This is a genomic window from Rhodoferax sp. (genome assembly GCF_013297935.1).
GTDB lineage: Bacteria > Pseudomonadota > Gammaproteobacteria > Burkholderiales > Burkholderiaceae_C > Allorhodoferax.
In genome coordinates this window covers 47,008-70,023 of the sequence record NZ_JAAFIX010000013.1, presented here as the reverse complement: position 1 = coordinate 70,023, position 23,016 = coordinate 47,008, and the positions used below count along the sequence as shown (strand labels likewise).

Sequence of the window (23,016 nt, the reverse complement as noted above, 5' to 3'; positions counted from 1 at the left end):
ACCCGGTCGCCCTTGGGGTCGGGCTGGCGCACGATGTCCATGGAGAAGTCGATGGCGCTCATGATGCCGTCGCCGAACTCTTCGTGGATGAGTTCTTTGATGGTGGTGCCGTACACGTTGACGATTTCATACCAGCGGTAGATCAGCGGGTCGGTGGGCACCGGGGTGGGCAGCGAGCCTTTGTAGGGCACCACTTGCAGCCACTTTTGCTCCTCGACCGTCAGGCCAAAGATCTTGCCCACGATCTTGGCTTGCTTGTCGTCCAGCGTCATCTGGCCCAGGCAGGCGGCGGTGGTCCACTCTTTGCTCAAGCCCACTTTTTTGGCCACCGATTCCCAGGTGATGCCTTTGCTGACTTTGACGGTGATGATTTTTTCGGTGATGTCGTTGCGGTTCATGGGGTGCTCCTGCGGGTGTTGAATGGCAGGAGCGGGGCAGCAAGCATCGTGCCCGGAGGGCAGGGCACGGTTTCAGGTGTTGCTCAGAACACCATATTCCGATTCGTCGGGCTCGCTGCGCGGGCGCATGCGCGGAGCCAGCAAGCGCTGCACATCGCGGTCGGCCAGTGAGGCCCGGAGTTGCGCAATCGACTGGGTGTGCATTTGCGAAATGCGCGCCTCGGACAGGCCCAGGTGCCGGCCGATTTCGTGCATCTTCATTTCGTGCTCGTAGTAGAGCGTGAGCAATATCTGGCTTTTGCGGGGCAGGAGCTGGATAGATTCAGCGAGCGCCTGGCGCAAGGCAGAGCGCTCTAGCAGGGCAAGGGGGTCGGCGTTGTCCAGCTCGCAGCGCTTGAGGTATTGGTCGACGTTGTCGCCAGTCAGGTCTTGCAGGGAAATGAGCACATAGCCCTGCGCGTCTTGCAGGAGTTGCTGGTAGTCGGCCAGCGACATGGCCAGGCGCTCGGCCAGCTCGCCTTCGGTGGGCGGGCGGCCCAGGCGGTGGCTGAGCTGCTGCAGCGCTTCTTCCACCCGCCGCATGTCTTTGCGCACCTGACGACTCACCGGGTCGGCGGCGCGTAAGCCGTCAATCATGGCGCCCTGGGCCCGCAGTGTTACGTAGCTCTCAAAGTGGGTGCCGGTGAGCTCTTTGGTCCAGCGCAGCAGGGCTTCCATGAGGCCGAGCAGGCCGTCTTGCACCAGGTCGGCCTTGTCAATATTGGGCGGCAACCGGCGCCCGAGATGGCTCGCCACGGAGCGCACGACCGGCTGGTGGTCTTCCACCAGCTTGCGGTCTTCGTCTGTGAGCGCCTGTGCAGGCAGGGGGGGCGGTGTGGCCATGGGTCGGGTGATGCGTGCACACCATTGTGCGCCAAGCCCCGGTGGCGGGCTTAGTCGCGGCCGCCGCCCAGAAAACCGCCCAGGGCACCTCCGCCGAGCACCGAGCCTTGGTCTGCAGAGCGCCCGCCCGCAGCAGGTGCGGAGAGGATGATGCGGTTGGCCAGCCGCGACAGCGGCAAGCTTTGCAGCCACACTTTGCCCGGGCCTTGCAGAGTGGCGAAGAACAGGCCTTCGCCGCCGAAGATGGCGGACTTGATTTTGCCGACGAACTGGATGTCAAAGTCCACGGTGGGCTGAAACGCCACCACGCAGCCGGTGTCGACCCGCAGGGTCTCGCCGGGTGCGAGGGTGCGCTCCATCAGGGTGCCGCCGGCGTGCACAAAGGCCATGCCATCGCCTTCGAGCTTTTGCATGATGAAGCCCTCGCCACCAAACAGGCCCACGCCCAGCTTTTTCTGAAAAGCAATGCCCAGTGCCACGCCTTTGGCTGCACACAAAAACGAGTCTTTTTGGCACAGGATGGTGCCCCCCAGCTGGCTCAAGTCCATGGGCACGATCTTGCCGGGGTAAGGCGCGGCAAACGCGACACGCTGTTTGCCGTTGCCTTCATTTTGAAACACGGTGGTGAACAGCCCCTCGCCGGTGAGCAGGCGTTTGCCGGCACCCATGAGCTTGCCGAAAAAACCGCCTTGCTGAGAGCCGTCGCCAAAGATGGTGTCCATGGCGATGCCGGATTGCATGTACATCATCACCCCCGCCTCGCCGATGGCGGCCTCGCCGGGGTCGAGTTCGACCTCGACGTATTGCATCTCGGAACCGAAGATTTCGTAGTCCACCACATCCATGGCCATGTTGTTACTCCTGTAGTCGGGCCCGCCTGCCGGGCCGAGGACCACACCTTAGCAGCAGCGTGTGGCACAGGCGTAAACAAGCCCCCTGCGGGAAGGGGCTCTGCCGGTGCGCAAGGCCCCGGCTGCTTAGCGGAACTGGTCGGGCTTGTAGTAGCCGGAGTTGACCAAGGTGGCACGCCAGTTGTTGATATCGACTACCGCCGGTTTCAGCAGGAAGGCGGGCACCACTTTCTGCCCGTTGTTGTAGGTTTTTTCGTCATTGATGACGGGTTTTTTCCCCGAGAGAATGGCGTCCACCATGGTGGTGACCACTTGGGCGAGTTCGCGGTTGTCTTTGAACACGGTGGAGGTTTGCTCCCCGCGGATGATGGAGCGCACCGAAGGCATTTCAGCGTCCTGGCCGGTGACCACCGGCAAGGGCTGTGTGCCTTGGCCGTAGTTGGCTTTTTTCATGGCGGTAATCAGTTCCATGCTGATACCGTCGTAGGGGGACAGCAGGGCGTCCAAGCGTTGCTTGGTGTAGTGCTTGTCAAGAATCTGCACCAAGCGGGCGCGGGCTACCGAACCGCTCCAGCGCTGGGTGGCTACCTTGTCCATGCCCATCTGGCCCGAGCCCACCACCAGGCGACCCTTGTCGATATAGGGCTTGAGCACGGACATGGCACCGTCGTAGAAAAAGAAGGCGTTGTTGTCGTCGGACGATCCGCCGAACAGCTCAATGGTGAAAGGGCCCTTGCCTTTGTCCAGACCCAGGTGCTCTGCGATGTAGCTGCCCTGCAGCACGCCGACCTGAAAATTGTCGAACGTGGCGTAGTAGTCCACATGCGGGGTGTCGCGGATCAGGCGGTCATACGCAATGACTTTGATGTTGCGCTCAGCGGCTTTTTTCAGCACCGGCGCGAGCTTACTGCCGTCGATAGCACCGATGACCAGCACCTTCATGTCGGTGCTTTTGAGCATCTCCTCGGTTTGGGCGATCTGGATCGCCACATCATCGTTGGCGTATTTGAGATCGGGGCGGTAGCCCAGCTTGTCCATGGCGCGCACCATGGCCAAGCCATCGACCACCCAGCGCTGGGAGGTCACGGTGGGCATGAGGATGCCGACCGCACCTTTGCTGGTTTGGGCCTGGGCCCAGGCCATGGGCACCAACAACAAGCTACTTAAAAAGATCCGCCGAAGGGTGCGCATGGTGTGGGCCTCGGTACTTATGCCAGTGTGTAAGCCGTCTTCACCGTGGTGAAGAACTCAGCCGCGTATTTGCCCTGCTCGCGCGAGCCATAGCTACTGCCTTTGCGCCCGCCGAAGGGCACGTGGTAGTCCACCCCTGCGGTGGGCAGGTTCACCATGACCATGCCGGCTTGGCTGTGGCGCTTGAAGTGGGTGGCGTACTTGAGGCTGGTGGTGGCAATGCCGGCCGACAGGCCAAAGGGTGTGTCGTTGGCGGTGGCCAAGGCTTCTTCGTAGTCTTTGACGCGGATGACGCTGGCCACCGGGCCGAAGATTTCTTCGCGGTTGATGCGCATGGCGGCTGTGCTGTCCACCAGCAGGGCCGGGGCCATGTAGAAGCCTTCGGTGTCGCGGGTGAGGCGTTCACCACCCATGAGCAGGGTGGCGCCCTCGGCCTTGCCGATTTCTACATACGACAAGTCTTGCTCCAGCTGCGCTTGGGACGACACGGGGCCGATGTCGATACCAGCGGCCAGGGCGTCGCCCACCTTGATGGCAGCCATGCGCTTTTGCATGGCGTCGATGAAGGCGGGGTAGATTTTGTCGGTCACGATCAGGCGGCTGGACGCTGTGCAGCGCTGGCCGGTGGAGTAGAAGGCGCTTTGCACGCTGAGCTCTACCGCCACGTTCAGGTCGGCATCGTCGAGCACCACTTGCGGGTTCTTGCCGCCCATTTCCAGTTGCACCTTTTTCATGTGGCCGGCACAGGCGGCCGCAATGCGCTGGCCTACACCCACCGAGCCGGTGAAGCTCACGGCGGTGATGCCGGGGTGGTTGACCAAGGCGTCGCCAATGACGCGGCCCGAGCCCATGACGAGGTTGAACACCCCGGCAGGAATGCCGCTGCGGTGAATGATGTCGGCCAGCGCCCACGCGCAACCGGGCACCAGGTCGGCAGGCTTCAAGACCACGCAGTTGCCGTAGGCCAGTGCGGGGGCAATCTTCCAAGCAGGAATGGCGATGGGGAAGTTCCAGGGGGTGATGAGGCCGATCACGCCCAAAGGCTCACGAGTCACCTCCACGCCGATGCCGGGGCGCACGGAGGGCAGGGTTTCACCGGCCAGGCGCAGGCATTCACCGGCAAAGAATTTAAAGATGTTGCCGGCCCGGGCGGCTTCGCCGATGCCTTCTGCGCGGGTCTTGCCTTCTTCGCGGGCGAGCAGGGTGCCCAGCTCTTCTCTGCGGGCCAGGATTTCGCTGCCGATTTTGTCGAGTGCATCGGCGCGGGCCTGAATGCCGCCGGTAGACCAGGCGGGGAAGGCCTTTTGGGCGGCGGCGACTGCGGCATTGAGCTGGGCCACATCGGCCTGGGCGTATTCACCGATTACATCGGCAAGGTTGGACGGGTTGATGTTGGGCGCGTAGCCGGTGCCGGCGAGCCATTCGCCGTTGATCAGGTTGTTGTGTTGTGTCATGGGTTGAAGGTGAAAAGTTAAACAGCAGTCCAGGCACTGTGGTTCTGGCTGGAGGCAATGGCGGCGGCCACAAAGCGGATGCCCTGCAAGCCGTCGCTCGCATTCGGAAAAAACAGGTTCAGCGGATCGGGCATAGTGCCGCTGCGCTGCGCCGCGATGGTGTCTGCGGCGTTGGTGTACAGGTTAGCGAAGGCTTCATGAAAACCCTCGGGATGGCCCGCCACGATGCGCGATGCGCTCGCGGCCAGGGGCAGGGTGCCCGGGCCATTGGGCGTGCGCACTTGGGCGGGTGCATCCAGCGGCTTGAATTGCAGCACTTGCGGGTGCTCTTGGTGCCACTCCACACTGCCCAGTGAGCCGCTCACGCGGATGCGCAAGCCGTTTTCCACACCCGCCGCCGCCTGGGTCACCCAGAAGCTGCCACGCGCGCCATTGCTCATGCGCAGCATGGCACCTGCAAAGTCGTGGGTGGCACGGTCGGGCACGATGGCGCCGACTTCGGCCGCCACATGTGCCACTTCGAGCCCGGTGATAAAGCGTAGCAGGTTGTGCGCGTGGGTGCCGATGTCGCCCATGACCAGCGAGGGGCCGCCACGGGCGGGGTCTTCTTTCCAGGCCCTGCGGCCCGGGCCGGCTTTGGCGCGACCGCCCTGCACATATTCGACCTGCACCAGGCGGATCTCGCCTAGCTGGCCCTCCATGACCATGGCCTTGGCCTGGCGCACCATGGGGTAGCCGGTGTAATTGTGGGTGAGGCAAAACACACGGCCGCTGCTCAGCACCTTGGCGTGGAGCGCCTCGGCTTCTTGCAGGGTGTTGGTCATGGGCTTGTCGCAAATGACGTCCATGCCATGGTCCAGAGCGAGCATGGAGAAGCGGAAGTGGCTGTCGTTGGGCGTCATGATGGCCACGACCTCGGCACCGTCGGCCCGCTGTGCTTCGGCTTCAATCAGGGCAGCGCCATCGGGGTAGCAACGGTCTGCCGCTACGCCAATGCTTTGGCCGCTGGCTTTGGATCGCTCGGGGTCCGACGACAGCGCTGCCGCCACCAGCTCAAAACGGTCATCCAAGCGTGCGGCCTGGCGGTGCATGGCACCGATGAAGGAGCCGGGTCCCCCGCCGATCACGGCAAGCCGCAAGCGGCGGCCCAGGAGCTGGAAGACGGTGTTTTCTGACATGGTGGCGGTTCTTTCTCAGGGGGTGGTCGGGTTTACCGGCCCCAGCGCAACACCATGGGGTCCAGACGCTTAGCGGTGTCGATAAGACCAGCGCGGGTGTCGGGGTGCATGGCGGGAAAGGGGTGGCGACCGGCTTCGCAGGCGATCACGCCACCTTCCTTCATCAGGGCCTTGGCGGTCAGTATGCCGCCCTGGCGGTTCTCATAGTTAATCAGGGGCAGCCACTGCTGGTAGTGGGCAGCCGCCTCCTCACGGCGGCCGGCCGCATAGGCATCCACAATTTTGCAGATGCCATCAGGGTACGCGCCGCCGGTCATGGCGCCGGTGGCACCGGCGTCCAGATCGGGCATGAGGGTGATGGCCTCTTCGCCATCCCACGGGCCTTCAATGGCGGCACCGCCCACACGGATGAGTTCGCGCAACTTGGAGGCCGCGCCCGCAGTCTCTATCTTGAAGTACGACACCTGCTTGATCTCTTGCGCCATGCGGGCCAGGAATGGCACCGACAGCGGCGTGCCGCTCACCGGTGCGTCCTGGATCATGATGGGGATGTTGATCGCGTCCGACAAGCGCGTGAAGTACTCGTAGATTTGCGCCTCAGGCACGCGGATGGTGGCGCCGTGGTATGGCGGCATGACCATGACCATGGCAGCACCCCACTCCTGAGCCTGCACGCTGCGGGCCATAGTGGCTTGGGTGCTGAAGTGCGTGGTGGTCACGATGACCGGCACCCTGCCGTTCACATGCGCCAGAATGGTTTGGGTGAGCACTTCGCGCTCAGCATCGCCGAGCACAAATTGCTCGGAGAAGTTGGCCAGAATGCACAGCCCGGTGGAGCCGGCGTCGATCATGAAATCGACACAGCGTTTCTGGCTCTCCAGGTCGAGTTCACCGGCGTCGTTAAAGGTCGTAGGGACGACAGGGAACACGCCCTTGTAACGGGCATTAGTCGCAGAGTACATGGCGAGGCCTTATTTGTTTTTGTTGTAGACGTCGAAGCAGACGGCGGCCAGCAAGACCAGGCCCTTGATGACTTGTTGCCAGTCGATGCCGATGCCCATGATGGACATGCCGTTGTTCATGACGCCCATGATGAAAGCGCCGATGACTGCGCCCAGCACTTTGCCCACACCACCGGAGGCGGATGCACCACCGATGAAACAGGCTGCGATCACGTCGAGTTCAAAACCCAAGCCGGCCTTGGGCGTGGCGGTGTTCAAACGGGCCGCGAAAATCAAGCCGGCCAGTGCGGCCAACACACCCATGTTGATGAAGGTGTAGAAGGTGAGGCGCTCGGTGCGGATGCCCGACAACTTGGCGGCTTTCTCGTTACCGCCCAGTGCGTAGATACGGCGGCCGATGGTGGTGCGGGAGGCCACAAAGTCGTAGGCCAACATCAACAACAACATAACCACCAGCACGTTAGGCAGGCCCTTGTAGGAGGCGAGTTGGTAGCTGAAGGCCACGATCATTCCGATGAAAACCAAGTTAGCAATCGCAAAGAAAACAACGGGTTCGTTTTCCATGCCGTGTGCGGCACGGTCGGCGCGGCCACGCACTTTGCTCACCAACATGACCAACGCAATCAGCATGCCGATGACCAGGGTCGTGACGCGCAAGGTTTCACCGGCAAACGGATCGGGAATGAAGCCGGTGCTGAGCAGCTGGAACTCAGGTGGGAAAGGGCCCACCGAAGCGCCTTCGAGCACGGCCAGGGCCAGGCCCTTGAAGACCAGCATGCCCGCGAGGGTCACGATGAACGACGGTATTTTGTAAAACGCGACCCAGTACCCTTGCGCCGCGCCAATAACACCGCCCAGGATAAGGCAGACGATGGTGGCTGGCACGTAGTGCCAGTTGTAGTTCACCATGAGCACGGCAGCCACCGCACCGACAAAGCCGCACACAGAGCCCACCGACAGGTCGATATGGCCCGCCACAATAACCAGCAACATGCCCAGCGCCATCACGATGATGTAGCTGTTTTGCAGGATCAAGTTGGTGAGGTTGAGGGGTTGGAAAAGAGTGCCGTCTGTCTTGACCTGGAAGAACACCATGATGATGACGAGCGACATCAGCAAGCCGTATTCACGCAGGTTGTTTTTTAAAAAGGCCATGCCTCCGCCGCTTGCGGGGGCCTTGGTTTCCGGGGTGGTGCTTGTCATTTCAGTTCACTCCTGACGTCACGATAGAACGCATAATTTTTTCTTGTGTCGCTTCTGCTGCCGGGAATTCGGCCACAAAAGCACCTTCATTCAGTACACAGATCCGGTCACACATGCCCAAAAGTTCGGGCATTTCGCTGGAGATCATCAGTACGCATTTCCCCTCGGCAGCGAGCTGCGCGATGATGGTGTAAATCTCGTATTTCGCACCCACGTCGATGCCGCGGGTGGGCTCATCGAGGATGAGCACTTCCGGCTCGGAAAACAGCCATTTGCTGAGCACCACTTTTTGCTGATTGCCGCCCGACAGGTTGACGGTGCGGGCAAACACGTTGGGGCTGCGGATGTTGAGCTTCTTGCGGAAGTCCTGGGCTACGCTGAACTCTTTGCCTTCGTTGATCACGGTGTTGCGGGACACCGCAGACAAATTGGCCAGCGTGGTGTTCCAGGCAATGGTTTCGTCGAGCACCAGGCCATAGCCTTTGCGGTCTTCGGTGACATAGGCAATGCCGTGGTCGATGGCTTTTTGCACCGTGCTGGTGTCGACCTCTTTGCCGTTAAGCAGCACCTTGCCACTGATGTTCTGGCCGTAGGTGCGGCCGAAAATGCTCATGGCCAGCTCGGTGCGGCCTGCGCCCATAAGGCCGGCAATACCTACGATCTCGCCACGCTTGACGTGCAGGTTGACACCTTTGATGACTTTGCGTTCGGCGTGGATGGCGTGGTGCACCACCCAGTCCCGCACTTCAAAGACTGTGTCCCCCACATTCGGGGTGCGTTTGGGGTAACGGTCTTCCATTTCGCGTCCGACCATGTGGCGGATGATCAGGTCTTCGCTCACGGGTTCGGCATGGCAGTCGAGCGACGCCACCGTGGCGCCATCGCGCAGCACGGTAATGGCGTCAGCCACCTTGGAAATTTCGTTGAGCTTGTGCGAGATCAGGATGCAGGAGATACCCTGGCGCTTGAGTTCGAGCAAGAGTTCGAGGAGCGCATCACTGTCCGTTTCATTCAAGCTGGCAGTGGGCTCATCCAGAATGAGGAGTTTGACCTCTTTAGACAGTGCCTTGGCGATTTCGATCAGCTGTTGTTTGCCGACGCCGAGGTTAGTGATCAGGGTGTTGGGCGACTCTTTCAGCCCTACCTTGGTCAACAAGGCCTGTGTCTTGACGTAGGAGCTATTCCAGTCGATGACACCGCCACGGGCTTGCTCATTGCCGAGAAAAATGTTCTCAGTGATGGACAGCAGCGGGACCAGCGCCAACTCCTGGTGGATGATGATGATGCCTTTAGCCTCGCTATCGTGGATGCCGCGAAACCGGCATTCCTCGCCCTGGTAGCGGATGGTGCCTTCGTAATCACCGTGGGGATAGACGCCGCTCAGCACTTTCATCAGGGTGGATTTGCCCGCGCCGTTTTCGCCGACAACGGCGTGGATCTGGCCTTCTTGCACGGTGAGATTGACATTGCTTAGCGCAGTCACCCCGTGGAAGGTTTTGCGCATCCCGCGCATTTCTAGAATGGGTTCAGCCATGGTGCCTCAACGATCTGTCTCTTGAACCGGGAGAATGTAAAAAGCCCTGTGCTGTGGGGCACAGGGCCTCTTTTTCGAGACTGAAGATTACTTCAGTTGCTCTTCTTTGATGTAACCGCTACCTACCAGCACTTGCTTGTAGTTAGACAAGTCCACTGCCACGGGCTTGAGCAGGTAGGAAGGCACTACCTTGACCTTGTTGTTGTAGGTCTTGGTGTCGTTGATTTCAGGCTGCTTGCCGGCCATTACAGCGTCCACCATGTTGGCTGCCACTTTGGCGAGTTCGCGAGTGTCTTTGAAGATGGTGGAGTACTGTTCTTTGCGGATGATGGACTTCACCGAAGGCACTTCCGCATCCTGGCCGCTCACGAATGGCATGGGTTGTGCCGCTGTGCCGTAGCCCACACCTTTGAGTGCGGAGAGGATACCGATGGAGATACCGTCATACGGAGACAACACTGCGTGCACTTTGTCTTTGCCGTAGTAAGCGCTCAACAGGTTTTCCATGCGGGCCTGGGCAACTTGGCCGTCCCAACGCAGGGTTGCCACTTTTTGCATACCGGTTTGCTTGGAGCGAACCACCAGCTTGCCGGACTTGATGTACGGGTCCAACACGGACATGGCGCCGTCGTAGAAGAAGAACGCGTTGTTGTCGTCAGAGGAACCGCCGAACAGTTCGATATTGAAAGGGCCCTTGCCTTCTTTCAGTCCCAAGCCTTTTTCCAGTGTTTGTGCCTGCAACACACCCACTTGGAAGTTGTCGAAGGTGGCGTAGTAGTCAACGTTTTTAGAGCCGACGATCAGGCGGTCATAAGAAACAACCTTGATGCCTTTGTCAGCAGCTTTTTGCAGTACGTTGGTCAGTGTGGTGCCATCGATAGCGGCAATCACAAGGACCTTGGCGCCCTTGGTGATCATGTTTTCAATCTGGGCCAACTGGTTGGGGATGTCATCTTCCGCGTACTGCAAATCGGCTTTGTAGCCTTTCGCAGCCAAGGCGGCGACCATGCTGTTGCCATCGGCGATCCAGCGGGTAGAGCTCTTGGTCGGCATAGCGACGCCGACCAGGCCTTTGTCTTGTGCGTTGGCTACGGTGGTGCCGAAGGCCAGACCCATGGCAAGGCTTGCTGCAAGTACCTTGAGGGTGGTTCTACGTGCTGTCATGAAATGTCTCCTGTGTTAGTTGCTTCTGTCAGATGCGTCTTCGCCTTTTTTTCGGCTCAGGCGGCGAATCTTAATTACCACATTGATTTATTTCCAATATAGTTTGGGGCTTATTCGATATGCAAATCAGGATTGGTGCTAACCCTATATGACGAATTACACCCATTGGTTCCTGCGTGCAAGGCTTAAAACCAGACAACTTTTGCTATTGGTCGCTCTGGCGGAAGAGGGAAATATCCACCGTGCTGCCCAAGTATTGAACATGACCCAGCCCGCGGCGTCAAAGCTGCTTAAAGACTTGGAAGACGTTTTGGGGGTGTCATTGTTCGAACGTTTGCCGCGAGGCATGCGGCCAACTTGGTATGGCGACACCATGATCCGGCATGCGCGGGCCGCTCTGGCAAGCCTGAACCAGGCCCATGAGGAGTTGCAGGCCGCTAAAAACGGGCAGTTCGGGCAGGTGAATATCGGCTCCATCACCGCTCCGGGACTGGCGCTTTTGCCGCCCACCGTCGCGGCGGTGAAACAAGCACATCCGAATCTGCAAATCACGATCCAAATCGAACCCAGTAATGTGTTGATTGAAAAGCTCAACCGCGGGACGCTGGATATCGTGGTCGGGCGCCTGTCCCCTGAGCACGACAAGGCGGCGTTGCGCTACGAGATGGTGGCCGAGGAACCCATTTGTGCAGTCGCGCGACCAGGCCACCCCTTACTCACCGCCATCAAGCCCGGTTTGGACGATGTGTTCAAGTACGGCTGGATACTGCCGCCGGCAGGAAGCATGTTGCGCCACCGGTTCGACTTGATGATTCAGGAACTCGGTTTAGAGCAGCCGTCCAACAGCGTGGAGACCAGCGCCTTGCTGTTCATCAGCAAGATGATGCAGCAGAGTGACATGGTGAGTGTGATGGCGGTGGATGTAGCCCGCTACTACGCCAATCACGGGCTAATGTCGATCTTGCCGGTCGCCATGCCGTGTGAAATGGAGCCTTTCGGCTTTATCACCCGGCGGGACCGGCTTTTGTCGCCGGCCGGGGAAGTGGTGCTGCGGGCACTGAAGGCTTCTGCCATGACGGTGTATGGCAAGGCGTTCAGCGTAGACCCGGCGCCCTCGGCTTGAAGCGGTGTAGATCCGGCGGGGGCGTATCAGTTCCAGCCGGCGTCGACCTTGAACTCCTGGGCGGTGCACATGGCGCCGTCGTCGGATGCCAGAAACAACACCATGCGCGCCACGTCGGATGGTGTGAGTTTATCGGGTAGGCACTGGTTGCGCTGAATGTCGGCTTCGCCTTCAGCGTTGAGCCACATTTTGATTTGCCGCTCGGTCATGACCCACCCCGGCGATACCGTGTTGATGCGGATGCGATCCGCACCCAACGTATCTGCCAAGCCGCGGGTCAGGCCATTAACCGACGATTTGGCCACGGCATAACAGGGGTAGCCACTACCCTTGGTTTGCCAACCGGTGGAGCCGAGGTTGATGATGGAGCCACCCCCCAGCCGCTTCATCCCTGGCACGAGGGCTTGAATCGCAAAAAATGCGGGGCGCTGGTTAACTGCCATGCGCTCGTCCCAGTATTCGGGTGTCACAGACTCCAGGGAATGGCGGTCGTCCCGGGCGACGTTGTTGACCAGTACCGAAAAGTCGCCCAGCTCGCGAGCCGCATCAGCGCTGGCGGTCTGCAGGGCCGCAACATCACGCACATCGCACGTGCGCCACCAGACACGGGCCGCGCTCCGGGCGCTCAGTTGCTCTGCCAACTCGCGGCTTTCTGCTTCTGCTACATCCACGAAAGCGACGTTAGCACCTTGGTCGACAAATGCAGTCACGATGGCGGCACCGATGCCGGTTCCACCGCCAGTAATGAATACATTTATGCCCTCCAGACTCAGATAACGGGCAAGTTTTGTGGGTTCTGGCATGGATTTTTCTCTTGTTTGATTGCAATATAGATATATGAACTGTCTCTAAATTCATTTTCTATTATCACTGTGCATTGTTACCATGCCTGCTGTCAAGAACCGGAGGCACTGCCTCCACGAATAAAGAGGCAAACCCATGAGTTCCGAAAAAACCCCATTACGCCGCAGCCAAGCGTGGTTCGGCCGCCAGGACCGCGATGGTTTTGTTCATCGCAGCTGGATCAAAAATCAGGGCTACCCGCACGACCTACTCGACGGCCGGCCGGTCATCGGCATTTGCAACACCTGGAGTGAATTAACCCCGTGCAACGGCCACTTCCGTGAGCTCGCCGAGTTTGTGAAGCGTGGCGTCTATGAAGCGGGTGGCTTCCCACTGGAGTTCCCGGTCATGTCGCTGGGTGAAACCCAGCTGCGGCCTACTGCCATGCTGTTTCGCAACCTGGCATCGATGGATGTCGAAGAAAGTATCCGTGGCAATCCCATTGATGGCGTCGTGCTGTTGATGGGCTGTGACAAAACCACTCCCTCTTTGATGATGGGTGCTGCCAGCTGTGACCTGCCCACCATTGGCCTGTCGGGCGGCCCTATGCTGAACGGCAAGTTCCGTGGCAAAGATGTAGGCTCCGGCACCGGCGTCTGGCAAATGTCTGAAATGGTGCGCGCCGGTGAGATGACCATGGCGGAGTTCTCCTCCTGCGAGAGTGATATGCACCGTTCCAGCGGCACCTGCATGACCATGGGGACCGCCTCCACCATGGCCAGCATGGTCGAAGCTCTGGGTATTTCCTTACCTGAAAACGCCGCGATTCCCGCTGCAGATACCCGCCGCAAGCGTTTGGCCCAACTCACCGGCCGCCGCATTGTGGAAATGGTTAAGCAGGACATCAAGATGTCTCAGATCCTGACGCGTCAGGCTTTTGAAAATGCCATCCGCACTAACGCCGCAATTGGCGGCTCCACCAACGCCGTGATCCACCTGCTGGCGATTGCCGGCCGGATCGGCGTAGAACTGAAGCTCGAAGATTTCGATAAGTTGGGTTCCGAAGTCAACAACATTTTGAACCTGCAACCCTCGGGCAAGTACTTGATGGAAGACTTCTGCTACGCCGGTGGCTTGCCTGCCGTTATGCGCGAAATCTTGCCGATGTTGCATGGTGACGCGCTCACGGTGAACGGCAAAACTATCCGCGAAAACGTGGCCAATGCACCTTGCTACAACCGTGATGTGATCAAGACCGTGGAAGATCCATTTATGCCGGCAGCCGGCATTGCGGTGGTGCGCGGTAACCTGGCGCCCAACGGCGCGGTGATCAAGCCATCTGCAGCATCCAAGCATTTGCTGCAACACCGGGGCCCGGCGGTAGTGTTTGAATCTATTGAAGAGTTTCACGCCAAGATTGATGACCCGGATCTGGATATTGACGAGAACAGCGTCATGGTCTTGAAGAACTGTGGCCCGCGCGGCTACCCCGGTATGGCCGAAGTGGGCAACATGCCTCTGCCACCCAAGGTGCTCAAAAAGGGCATTACGGACATGGTCCGAATTTCAGACGCCCGCATGAGTGGCACAGCCTACGGCACAACAGTTCTGCACACTTCTCCGGAAGCGGCTGCAGGCGGTCCTCTGGCGGTCGTGCAAAACGGCGACATCATTGAGCTCAACGTGCCCGAGCGCAAGCTGCACCTGGAAATTTCGGATGAAGAGCTCGCTCGCCGTCTCGCCCTCTGGAAGGCGCCTGAGAAGCCCAAGCGTGGCTGGTACAAGCTGTATGTAGAAACCGTGCAGCAAGCGCACTTAGGTGCTGACTTGGACTTTTTGGTGGGTGGAAGCGGGGCTGCCGTTCCGCGTGACTCCCATTAAGTTGCACACTGCCTGAAGCCTTGAAAGGCCCATAGTGACGGGAACACCGTTGTTATGGGCCTTTTTTGTCGTTGCGAAGCGTGTTAAGTTGCGCCCAATGTACCTACATAGGTGCAGGATTTGGCCCCGATATAACCATAAGGAGACCGGCCATGAGTATCAAAGACATGAAAATTTCCACCCGCCTCATAGCGGTGATGGGCGGTCTGACTGCGTTGCTGGTCGCCGTTGTAGTGCTTGCGATCTCGCAGATGCAGGCCATGCGGAGTGATACCGCTGCGATCACCACCAACTGGTTACCGAGCGTCGGTCTAGTAGGGGATCTGAAAGCGGGCTTGGCGGACTTGCGCGCATGGGAAAGCCAGCACGTGCTCAACACCGACGAGGGTGCTATGGAGCGCATAGAAAAGCTAGCGTCGCAGGCTGTCGCAACCGTAGAGGCCACCCGGCAGGAATACGGAAAACTCGTGGATGAACCCGACGAGAAAACCTTGTTCGGTGCACTTGAAACCGATTGGAAAGCATACCAAGCGCTGCATGCGCAATTGATCGATATGTCGACCAAACGGGAAAAGTTTCCGGCTCGCAAGTTGCTCGAGGGTGATGCCAAAGTTTTGTTCGACAAGATTATTGTCACCACCAAAAAGATCTCTGAGTACAACCAAGCCGGTGCTACGTTTGCCAGCAACAAGACAGAGAAAAGTTTCAACACCGCACGCGCTTCCATGCTCACGGCACTGGTGCTGGGTGCACTCGCTGCGGTTTTTGCCACCCTTTGGGTTACCAAATCAGTTACCGGTCCTATTTCGACGGTGATCAATCTGGCGGACAACATTGCGGACGGTGATTTGTCCAAGACCATCATAGTGGACTCAGCCAATGAAACCGGCCAGCTCCTGGCAGCTTTGCAGCGCATGCAGGCCAAGTTGGCCGACGTGGTGTCCAACGTGCGCCAAGGCTCAGAGGCCGTGGCCACCGCCAGCTCTGAGATCGCCCAAGGCAACCACGACCTCAGCGCCCGCACCGAAAGCCAGGCCAGCGCCCTGGAACAAACCGCAGCCAGCATGGAAGAACTCGGCTCCACCGTCAAACAAAACGCAGACTCCGCCCGCCAGGCCAACCAACTCGCCATGAACGCCTCTACCGTCGCGATTCAAGGTGGAGAAGTCGTCGGCCAAGTGGTCGAGACCATGAAAGGCATCAACGAAGCCAGCCGCAAAATTGCAGACATCATCAGCGTGATTGACGGCATCGCCTTCCAAACCAACATCCTGGCCCTGAACGCAGCCGTAGAAGCCGCTAGAGCCGGAGAACAAGGCCGTGGCTTTGCCGTAGTAGCTTCTGAGGTGCGCTCACTGGCCGGGCGATCTGCAGAAGCCGCCAAAGAAATCAAAATCCTGATCAACGCCAGCGTAGAGCGGGTCGAGCAAGGCAGCAACCTAGTCGACAAAGCTGGAGAGACCATGACCGAAGTGGTCAGCAGCATCCGCAGAGTGACCGACATCATGGGCGAAATCAGCGCAGCCAGCTCGGAGCAAAGCGCAGGCGTCAACCAAGTGGGAGAAGCCGTCACCCAGATGGACCAAGCCACGCAACAAAACGCTGCGCTGGTAGAAGAAATGGCAGCCGCTGCAAGCAGCTTGAAGAGTCAGGCCAACGACCTGGTGCAGGTGGTGGCGGTCTTCAAAGTATAAAGAAAAGCGGGGGCTAGCCCCCGCTGATTGTTCGCTGGCAGCTACTTTATTGATGGCAGCCACCAGCATTAACTCACCCGCCTGAAAGGCGGGCGATCCACTCGCTTAGCGGCGTGGAGTCATGGGGCCACGGCCCTCGATGTGACGGAAGTTGATACGACCCTTGCTCAGATCGTAGGGCGACAGTTCCAAAGAAACACGGTCACCGGCCAAAATCCGGATGTGGTTCTTGCGCATCTTGCCTGCGGAATAGGCGATCAACTGGTGACCGTTATCCAAAGTCACGCGGAAACGTGTATCGGGCAGCACTTCGTTCACCACGCCCATCATTTCAATCAGGTCTTCTTTAGCCATCTTTCGTCCTCTAAACTTAGGTGTTGTTGGGGGCCGAAATCGACTGGACCCCATGATTACTGTGTGCCGGTGCCGCTTTCTCGGACGCACCAGGCGGAATACATTGGTTGTTGTTTCGCACGAGATTCATTTGCTCAGCGCTTTGAGCTTCGTGTCTGCAATACCCGCAAGTGGTGCGACAAACTCACCATGTTGAGGCGAGGCGCCAGCGGCAATGCCAACAGTGTTTGATTGCGAAACTTCAATCTAATTTTGATTCTGAGTCATTAAAAACACAAACATGCTTTTGAACAACTGGCTTGGAGCACTCCGGAAAGCAACAAGCTGTTGTGCAAAATCTTTGCTGATTGTGATCATCACTTAGCCGGATGGGACTCCCCACTATCGTGGAGAATTGTGTTTTTGCATCACGCATTCACACTGCCAATCGCTTTTAGGCAACTGGCTAATGTAGCATGGAGTGCTTAAATGCGATATACGGCGGTATTTTCCGCTGGTTGCTGTGTGGTTTTCTAGCGAAATTGCGACAGGTGGAATGATGAAGATCTGTATTTTGGACAACGACACGATCGACGAAGCGTTGATCCCTGTCTATGGCAGCTATGGCGCAATGTTGGAAAAAGTATTACGACAAGCCGGCGCTGAGGGGTGGACTATGGAGCGTTTCAGCACCCCCCACCAGCACTACCCGGAGTCATTCGACAGTTACGACGCCGTCATCTTGACGGGGAGCAAGGCAGATTCTTTTTCGGACGATGCCTGGGTTGTGGAACTGCGCCGCAGGGTCACGGAGCTTTTGCGCACCGATACGAAGCTGCTGGGTATTTGTTTCGGTCACCAGCTGATTGCCTATTGCCTTGGCGCGAAAGTCGGAAGAGCACCTCAGGGATGGGTAACCGGACGCAACACCTACGCATGGCATGGTGACGATATCGTGGGGGATAGCCGTGAGCAATTTGCTTTGCTCGCCAGCCACCAGGACCAAGTGTTAGAACTGCCTGAAGGTGCGCGCCTACTCGCTAGTAGCGACAGGTGCCCGATAGCCGCCTACTCAAGGGGGAATGAGGTTTTGTGTATCCAGCCTCACCCGGAATTTGTAGAAGACTACAGCGCCTACCTCCTAGAAAAGCGCAAGCACCTACTTGGTGATGCCCATTTCACCGAAAGCATGGAAAGTTTGGAATTCGGCCATGAAGGGTCCGAATTTGCCAAGGTTATGGTCCGGTTTATTCAACAGGCCTGAGCCATTGCTTGCTGCCACTGCTCAAGCTGCAAAGTTTTAGCTGCACCGAATCCCGAGACAAGGCGGACCGTGTGGGGCGTTAACCGCACGAATGAAAAATCAGCAAATTCAGTCATGAATGCCATGTCTGCAAATTTTGCAAGGTACAGACTCTTGGTGAGCTCATAGAGAGCCGTGTGTCTTTCTACAAAACGGCTCTCCACTTGGATGGATACACGCGGCAGAGCATGGACATTGGTGTTTAACTGATCCGCCTGCATCACCAGCACCGCCGCAACGGAATGGCTTTGGAGGTTTGTGGTGTGAGAGGCGAGAGTGCTCACATGAACAATCATGTCCCCAGCATGCGAGTCCATCGCAAAGGGCACCATAGAGACTTGGAGATGACCTTCCCGGTCGGTGGTCGCGAGAGTCGCTACCTTTTCCAGTAAAAGAAGATTGCGCAATACGTCAAGGTAAGTAGGGTGATCAGCCATTGCTGCATCCTAGCGCCGAAAAAAATGCCCTGACTTCCATCCGGAGGTCAGGGCATTTTTACAGGTCTTCTGGGTGTCAGATTTCCTAGCAAAGTGAACAGGTTCAGCACACTTCGTTGAACTGGATCATTGTGCAATCCATGGATCAAATATAGCGCGGAGCAAGGGGTAGTTTATTGCTAAGTTTTCTTCTAAGCCCAGATTAATGGCAGAATATTTTAAATAGTCACCAGAAATTAGAATCCAATGCAAATTGATCGCTATGACCAACAGATTTTAGAAATACTCCAGACAGATGGGAGGATTGCCAATCAGGACCTGGCTGACAAGATCGGTTTGTCGCCGTCTCCTTGCTTGCGACGTGTCCGGGCTCTGGAGGATTCCGGTCTGATCACAGGATACCGGGCCATGCTGGATGCCAAAAAGTTGGGGCTGTCGCTTATCGCTCTGATTTACATTTCGATGGATCGCCACACCCCCGAGAGATTTGCCAATTTCGAAGGCAGCGTTGCAGTGCTTCCGGAAGTGCTGGAGTGCCTGCTGATTACCGGCCAGGATGCTGATTACCAAATCAAGGTAGCTGTCAAAGACATGGACCACTACCAGGCGTTGCTACTCAATAAACTGACCCGTATTGAAGGAGTTACAGGCGTTCACTCCAGCTTTGTATTGCGCCGAGTGATCGACAGAACTGCCTTGCCTGTCAACGCAGGCCATTAACGAGCGTCTGGCAGTTCGATCTTGACTTCCAGAACTTCAAGGTTGTCTTGTCGCTCCAGGTTCACCTTGATGTCATCCGGGTTGATATGGATGTATTTGCTGATAACAGCAACTAAATCACGCTGAAGTGCTGGCAAGTAGTCAGGTTCAGCTGCGTTGCGACCACTGCGTTCATGGGCAAGAATGATCTGCAGCCGCTCTTTGGCGACGCTTGCCGTTTTTTTCTTTTCACCCAGCAAAAAGGAAAGAAATGACATAGCCTTATTTGCCTCCGAACAGGCGTTTGAGCAGACCTTGTTTAGGTGCTTCAGTAAAACGCATCGGTTTCTCATTGCCCATAAAACGATCGATCACGTCTTTATAAGCCTCAGACACATCACTGCCCTGCATGTGAACAGCAGGCACGCCTTGGTTAGAAGCTTGTAATACCGATTCGCTCTCGGGAATAACGCCAATCAGTGGGATCCGCAAAATGTCCTGAATATCGTCCAAAGACAGCATTTGCCCTTGATCCACGCGCGCCGGGTTGTAACGGGTGATCAACAAATGTTCTTTGATCGGCGTTGCACCTTCCATGGCCCGCTTGGTTTTGCTGGACAGCATGCCGAGAATGCGATCGGAATCCCGCACTGAAGACACTTCCGGGTTGGTCACGACCAAAGCCTCATCGGCAAAGTGCATGGCCATCAAGGCGCCAGTCTCAATGCCGGCAGGTGAGTCGCAGACAATGAATTCAAAGTCCATGGCTGCAAGGTCTTTGAGAACTTTCTCTACACCTTCTTGTGTTAAAGCATCTTTGTCGCGCGTTTGGGAGGCGGCCAGGATGTACAGGTTGTCACACTGTTTGTCCTTGATCAGCGCTTGGTTCAGATTGGCTTCGCCCTGGATCACATTGATCAAGTCGTACACCACCCTGCGCTCGCAACCCATGATCAAGTCCAGGTTGCGCAAACCCACATCAAAGTCAATCACGGCAGTTTTTGCGCCACGAAGCGCCAGGCCGGTGGCAAAGCTCGCGCTGGTCGTTGTCTTTCCAACGCCACCCTTACCTGATGTGACAACAATAATCTTGGTCATGAAAAATGAATCTTTCGAAAGGTGTGGAACGTTAAGCCTTCAGGGCTTCAATCAGTAGCTTTTCCTGCCCGTCTTCGCTTAAGCGAATCTGCGCCGGTTTCCCATGAATATCTGGGGGTAAGGGATTCTCGCTGGTCCGGTACACACCGGCGATAGACACCAATTCAGGTTCCAGCTGCAAAGCAAAAATACGCGCCTTGGTATTTCCACGCGCACCTGCCATTGCTTTACCGCGGAGTGGGGCATACACGTGGATATTACCGTCTGCCACTACTTCAGCACCTTGGTTCACGATGGCTAGCACCACCAGGTCACAGGCTCTGGCGTAAATTTTTTGACCCGAGCGCAGCGGTTTGTCGACCACCATGGTGGCAGGCCCGGGTATTTCGCGAACCACCTCCTGAATGACGGTTTCCCTCACCGCGGGTTGCTTCATCGCGGGCTTGGCGAGTTGCACATCTTGCTCCGCTTCCACCAAGCCTGCTTTCAACCCAAAGTCTTTCCAAGCTGGATGTCCTCCACGGACTGCAACCGGCACTAAGCGGCATGTCTTGAGAAACTGAACAAAGGGACCAAGCTCTTGCGGTGCCTCGCTCTCGGGCACTTGAGAGAAATCAATGACCAATGCGTCGTTGTCAAAAAAATCAGGTGTCTCACCGGTAGGGCCAAACGCGGTTGCCATGTCTTTGGCCAACAGGTCTAAGTTTGCGGATTTCACCAGCAAAGCGACCAAATTCATTTGAGCGCTTTTGATTTCAAACGTTTGACGCGTTTGCGCTGCAGAGTTGGCTGGCATGAAGGCTTGTGCGGTGGGGACAGTTCGGATGTGCAAATCTTACTTGATCGTCGGTCGTATTTGACTGATTCAGGCCACGAAATTTCAGATGTACACATGTTTTTTTCATTCAAAAAAGAATGCTCAAAAAAGTGGAAAAGAAGTTCACTGCTATTGTCTTAATTCTTTAAATTCAAAATAGTAGTAGTAGATAAGGATTGCCCTCTTCTGTTGATAAGCCTTTTTTTTTGTTAAAAATCAATAAGTTACGTTATTTCTAGTCTTGTGAGTGACCGTGCTTCTGAGTTGTACCCGTTCTATGAATAACTTCTGATTTTTCAAAATTTTTGTGGATAACTTATAGTTGTTCTGAACTTTATTCACAGAGTTATGCTCATGGCGCTGGATCACACTCTGTGACAATGAAAGCATTAGTCGCTATCCATTCATGGATTCGACGGACAATGGAGTCCGCCTGGTTCAGGGTGTGTCAAAGAGAGAAGTGCACATGGTCGAAAAACGTTCTTTTGAGATTGCCAGAGAGACACTGAAGCAACTCACCGCCAGAAAACTGGTGCCAACCCCAGCGAACTACCAGTCGGTCTACAACGAAATCGCCGGAATCCCCTCTGTCCAGCCCTTTCCTGCCGATTTCTTTCGGGACTTGTCGCAAACCTTGCCTTTAAAGACTCCGGGTCAACAAAAGCAAAAGGGCTTGCTGGACTACGCCATTGATCGCCTGAGTTGGGATGGCGTCAAGACAGCGTTGGTGGGCTACGGTGGTTTTGTGCCGGCAGCGGGGCCAGATGAAGCAAGTAGTCCTTCATCGACGGGATCTGACAGCGTGGTCGTCACCGCGTCCAGCAATCCTGCAGCCCTGACAACTGAATTTTTTGTGCAAATAGCGCGATTGATCGAATACGCGCAACCAGCTCTCGGTTCAGACGATGCGCGGTTTGTGGAGCAAACACAAAACCTGCTCAAAGCGATGCGCGATCCTCAGGCGGATGCGTTCACGCTCAAGAGCTTGTTGTCGGCCTATAGCCATCGTTTGTCGTTTGCAGCAGAGGATCAGGCTGAAATCCGGAATGGTCTGCTCAAGCTCCTGCATCTCGTATTTGTGAATATTGGCGAACTCAGTCTGGATGAACAATGGCTCAAAGGCCAGATGGATGCACTGATGCAGGTGGCCACACCACCGCTGAGCTTGCGCCGTATTGATGAGTTGGAGCGCTTATTGGGCGATGTGATCTTTAAACAGAAAGACGCTAAGTTCAAGACGCTCGAAGCCCAAGACGAGATGCGCAAGATGTTGGCGGTTTTTATTGAGCGTTTGGCTCAAATGACCCAATCTACCGGGAGTTTCCAGAGCAAGCTCGAAGAAAGTGCCAAACTCATCGAACAAGCCAAGAGTCTTGCTGATATTGCACCTGTTCTTAAAGAGGTCGTCGGTACGACGCGTGGCATGGCGCAAGAAAGCCAGTTGTCCCGCGACCAGTTGGGCGCCATGCAGGAACGTGCCAAGCAAACTGAAGCAGAGCTCGCCAAACTGCACAAAGAGCTGGATCGGGTAAGCCTGCAGGCTCGTCACGATGCGCTGACTGGGGCGTTAAACCGTAAAGGCTTGGACGAAGCACTCAATCGCGAAGTGTCCACCACCCGGCGTAATGCCAGCGTGTTGAGTGTTGCGCTCCTGGATATTGATAACTTCAAGAAGCTCAATGACACCCTCGGACATGCAACTGGCGATATTGCTTTGACCCATCTTGCGGCAGTTGCCCGCGAATGCATGCGCCCCCAAGACACCTTGGCCCGTTATGGTGGTGAGGAGTTTGTGATTCTTCTGCCCGATACCGTGCTGGACAAGGGGATTGAGGCGATGACCCGTTTGCAGCGCGAGCTCACCAAGAGGTTCTTTTTGGCCGGTACCGAGAAGGTGTTAATTACCTTCAGCGCGGGCGTTGCGCAAATGACCGACGGGGAAACGCCCGCAGAAGCCATCCGGCGGGCGGATCAGGCCATGTACTTGGCAAAGCGTGCAGGAAAAAACAGAGTGCTGGGTGCTTAAACGTT

The 23,016-nt window shown here is 57.0% G+C and carries 22 protein-coding genes; 6 read left to right on the top strand and 16 right to left on the bottom strand.

Annotated features, from left to right (window positions below):
* From cynS to chvE (QZW03_RS15465), 10 genes are all read right to left on the bottom strand, one after another.
* The coding region (gene cynS / locus QZW03_RS15510) for a cyanase (protein WP_296510913.1) at nt 1-398 on the bottom strand (398 nt) is incomplete at its 3' end.
* Between the two features lie 72 nt (nt 399-470).
* On the bottom strand, nt 471-1,280 hold the full coding sequence (locus QZW03_RS15505; RefSeq protein ID WP_296510912.1) for a FliA/WhiG family RNA polymerase sigma factor: 810 nt from the start codon (nt 1,278-1,280) through the stop codon (nt 471-473).
* A gap of 50 nt (nt 1,281-1,330) precedes the next feature.
* On the bottom strand, nt 1,331-2,131 hold the full coding sequence (locus QZW03_RS15500) for a TIGR00266 family protein (RefSeq protein ID WP_296510911.1): 801 nt from the start codon (nt 2,129-2,131) through the stop codon (nt 1,331-1,333).
* A gap of 126 nt (nt 2,132-2,257) precedes the next feature.
* A complete protein-coding gene (chvE, locus tag QZW03_RS15495) occupies nt 2,258-3,322 on the bottom strand; it encodes a multiple monosaccharide ABC transporter substrate-binding protein (RefSeq protein WP_296510910.1) in 1,065 nt (354 codons plus the stop codon).
* Between the two features lie 17 nt (nt 3,323-3,339).
* Nucleotides 3,340-4,776, bottom strand: coding sequence for an aldehyde dehydrogenase family protein (locus QZW03_RS15490; RefSeq protein WP_296510909.1), 1,437 nt, complete (start codon nt 4,774-4,776; stop codon nt 3,340-3,342).
* Between the two features lie 17 nt (nt 4,777-4,793).
* Nucleotides 4,794-5,954, bottom strand: coding sequence for a Gfo/Idh/MocA family oxidoreductase (locus tag QZW03_RS15485; RefSeq protein WP_296510908.1), 1,161 nt, complete (start codon nt 5,952-5,954; stop codon nt 4,794-4,796).
* A gap of 32 nt (nt 5,955-5,986) precedes the next feature.
* Entirely contained in the window at nt 5,987-6,916 is a 930-nt protein-coding gene (locus QZW03_RS15480; protein ID WP_296510907.1) for a dihydrodipicolinate synthase family protein, read from the bottom strand.
* Nucleotides 6,917-6,925: 9 nt separating this feature from the next.
* Entirely contained in the window at nt 6,926-8,119 is a 1,194-nt protein-coding gene (mmsB, locus tag QZW03_RS15475; protein ID WP_296510906.1) for a multiple monosaccharide ABC transporter permease, read from the bottom strand.
* Nucleotide 8,120: 1 nt separating this feature from the next.
* Nucleotides 8,121-9,653, bottom strand: a complete 1,533-nt coding sequence (gene mmsA / locus QZW03_RS15470; RefSeq protein WP_296510905.1) for a multiple monosaccharide ABC transporter ATP-binding protein — start codon at nt 9,651-9,653, stop codon at nt 8,121-8,123.
* Between the two features lie 87 nt (nt 9,654-9,740).
* Nucleotides 9,741-10,769: a multiple monosaccharide ABC transporter substrate-binding protein gene (gene chvE / locus QZW03_RS15465; protein ID WP_296510916.1), complete on the bottom strand. Its 1,029-nt coding sequence runs from the start codon at nt 10,767-10,769 to the stop codon at nt 9,741-9,743.
* A gap of 196 nt (nt 10,770-10,965) precedes the next feature.
* On the opposite strand from chvE (QZW03_RS15465), the gene QZW03_RS15460 reads away from it, so the two are divergent.
* The gene (locus QZW03_RS15460) at nt 10,966-11,940 is read left to right on the top strand and encodes a LysR family transcriptional regulator (RefSeq protein ID WP_296510904.1); all 975 of its coding nucleotides are present in this window, start codon (nt 10,966-10,968) and stop codon (nt 11,938-11,940) included.
* Nucleotides 11,941-11,966: 26 nt separating this feature from the next.
* Here QZW03_RS15460 and QZW03_RS15455 read toward each other — a convergent pair whose 3' ends face one another.
* On the bottom strand, nt 11,967-12,743 hold the full coding sequence (locus QZW03_RS15455) for an SDR family oxidoreductase (RefSeq protein WP_296510903.1): 777 nt from the start codon (nt 12,741-12,743) through the stop codon (nt 11,967-11,969).
* A 136-nt stretch (nt 12,744-12,879) separates the two neighbouring features.
* On the opposite strand from QZW03_RS15455, the gene QZW03_RS15450 reads away from it, so the two are divergent.
* Together QZW03_RS15450 and QZW03_RS15445 are read left to right on the top strand one after the other, a co-directional pair.
* Complete coding sequence (locus tag QZW03_RS15450) at nt 12,880-14,604, top strand: IlvD/Edd family dehydratase (protein WP_296510902.1); 1,725 nt, start codon at nt 12,880-12,882, stop codon at nt 14,602-14,604.
* 152 nt (nt 14,605-14,756) lie between these two features.
* Nucleotides 14,757-16,298, top strand: coding sequence for a methyl-accepting chemotaxis protein (locus QZW03_RS15445; protein ID WP_296510901.1), 1,542 nt, complete (start codon nt 14,757-14,759; stop codon nt 16,296-16,298).
* Nucleotides 16,299-16,403: 105 nt separating this feature from the next.
* On the opposite strand, the gene infA is transcribed toward QZW03_RS15445, so the two are convergent.
* Nucleotides 16,404-16,652: a translation initiation factor IF-1 gene (gene infA, locus QZW03_RS15440; protein ID WP_087495722.1), complete on the bottom strand. Its 249-nt coding sequence runs from the start codon at nt 16,650-16,652 to the stop codon at nt 16,404-16,406.
* Between the two features lie 538 nt (nt 16,653-17,190).
* Between infA and QZW03_RS15435 the strand changes: the two genes are divergently transcribed.
* On the top strand, nt 17,191-17,895 hold the full coding sequence (locus QZW03_RS15435; RefSeq protein WP_296510900.1) for an amidotransferase: 705 nt from the start codon (nt 17,191-17,193) through the stop codon (nt 17,893-17,895).
* Here the strand turns inward: QZW03_RS15435 and QZW03_RS15430 are convergent.
* Nucleotides 17,883-18,371 carry a pyridoxamine 5'-phosphate oxidase family protein gene (locus tag QZW03_RS15430; protein ID WP_296510899.1) on the bottom strand — a complete coding sequence of 163 codons (489 nt, stop codon included), beginning with the start codon at nt 18,369-18,371 and terminating at the stop codon, nt 17,883-17,885. The genes QZW03_RS15435 and QZW03_RS15430 overlap by 13 nt on opposite strands.
* A 246-nt stretch (nt 18,372-18,617) precedes the next feature.
* Here QZW03_RS15430 and QZW03_RS15425 point away from each other — a divergent pair, with 246 nt between their 5' ends.
* Nucleotides 18,618-19,091, top strand: coding sequence for an Lrp/AsnC family transcriptional regulator (locus QZW03_RS15425; protein ID WP_296510898.1), 474 nt, complete (start codon nt 18,618-18,620; stop codon nt 19,089-19,091).
* Here QZW03_RS15425 and minE read toward each other — a convergent pair.
* Genes minE through minC form a run of 3 tightly spaced genes read right to left on the bottom strand, consistent with a single transcriptional unit; the run spans nt 19,088 to nt 20,964 of the window.
* Nucleotides 19,088-19,348, bottom strand: a complete 261-nt coding sequence (minE, locus tag QZW03_RS15420; protein ID WP_296510897.1) for a cell division topological specificity factor MinE — start codon at nt 19,346-19,348, stop codon at nt 19,088-19,090. The two genes, QZW03_RS15425 and minE, sit on opposite strands and share 4 nt — an antisense overlap.
* Before the next feature lie 4 nt (nt 19,349-19,352).
* Nucleotides 19,353-20,168: a septum site-determining protein MinD gene (minD, locus tag QZW03_RS15415; RefSeq protein WP_296510896.1), complete on the bottom strand. Its 816-nt coding sequence runs from the start codon at nt 20,166-20,168 to the stop codon at nt 19,353-19,355.
* Nucleotides 20,169-20,199: 31 nt separating this feature from the next.
* Complete coding sequence (gene minC, locus QZW03_RS15410; RefSeq protein WP_296510895.1) at nt 20,200-20,964, bottom strand: septum site-determining protein MinC; 765 nt, start codon at nt 20,962-20,964, stop codon at nt 20,200-20,202.
* Between the two features lie 487 nt (nt 20,965-21,451).
* Between minC and QZW03_RS15405 the strand changes: the two genes are divergently transcribed.
* Entirely contained in the window at nt 21,452-23,011 is a 1,560-nt protein-coding gene (locus QZW03_RS15405) for a GGDEF domain-containing protein (RefSeq protein ID WP_296510894.1), read from the top strand.
* Nucleotides 23,012-23,016 lie beyond the last annotated feature (5 nt).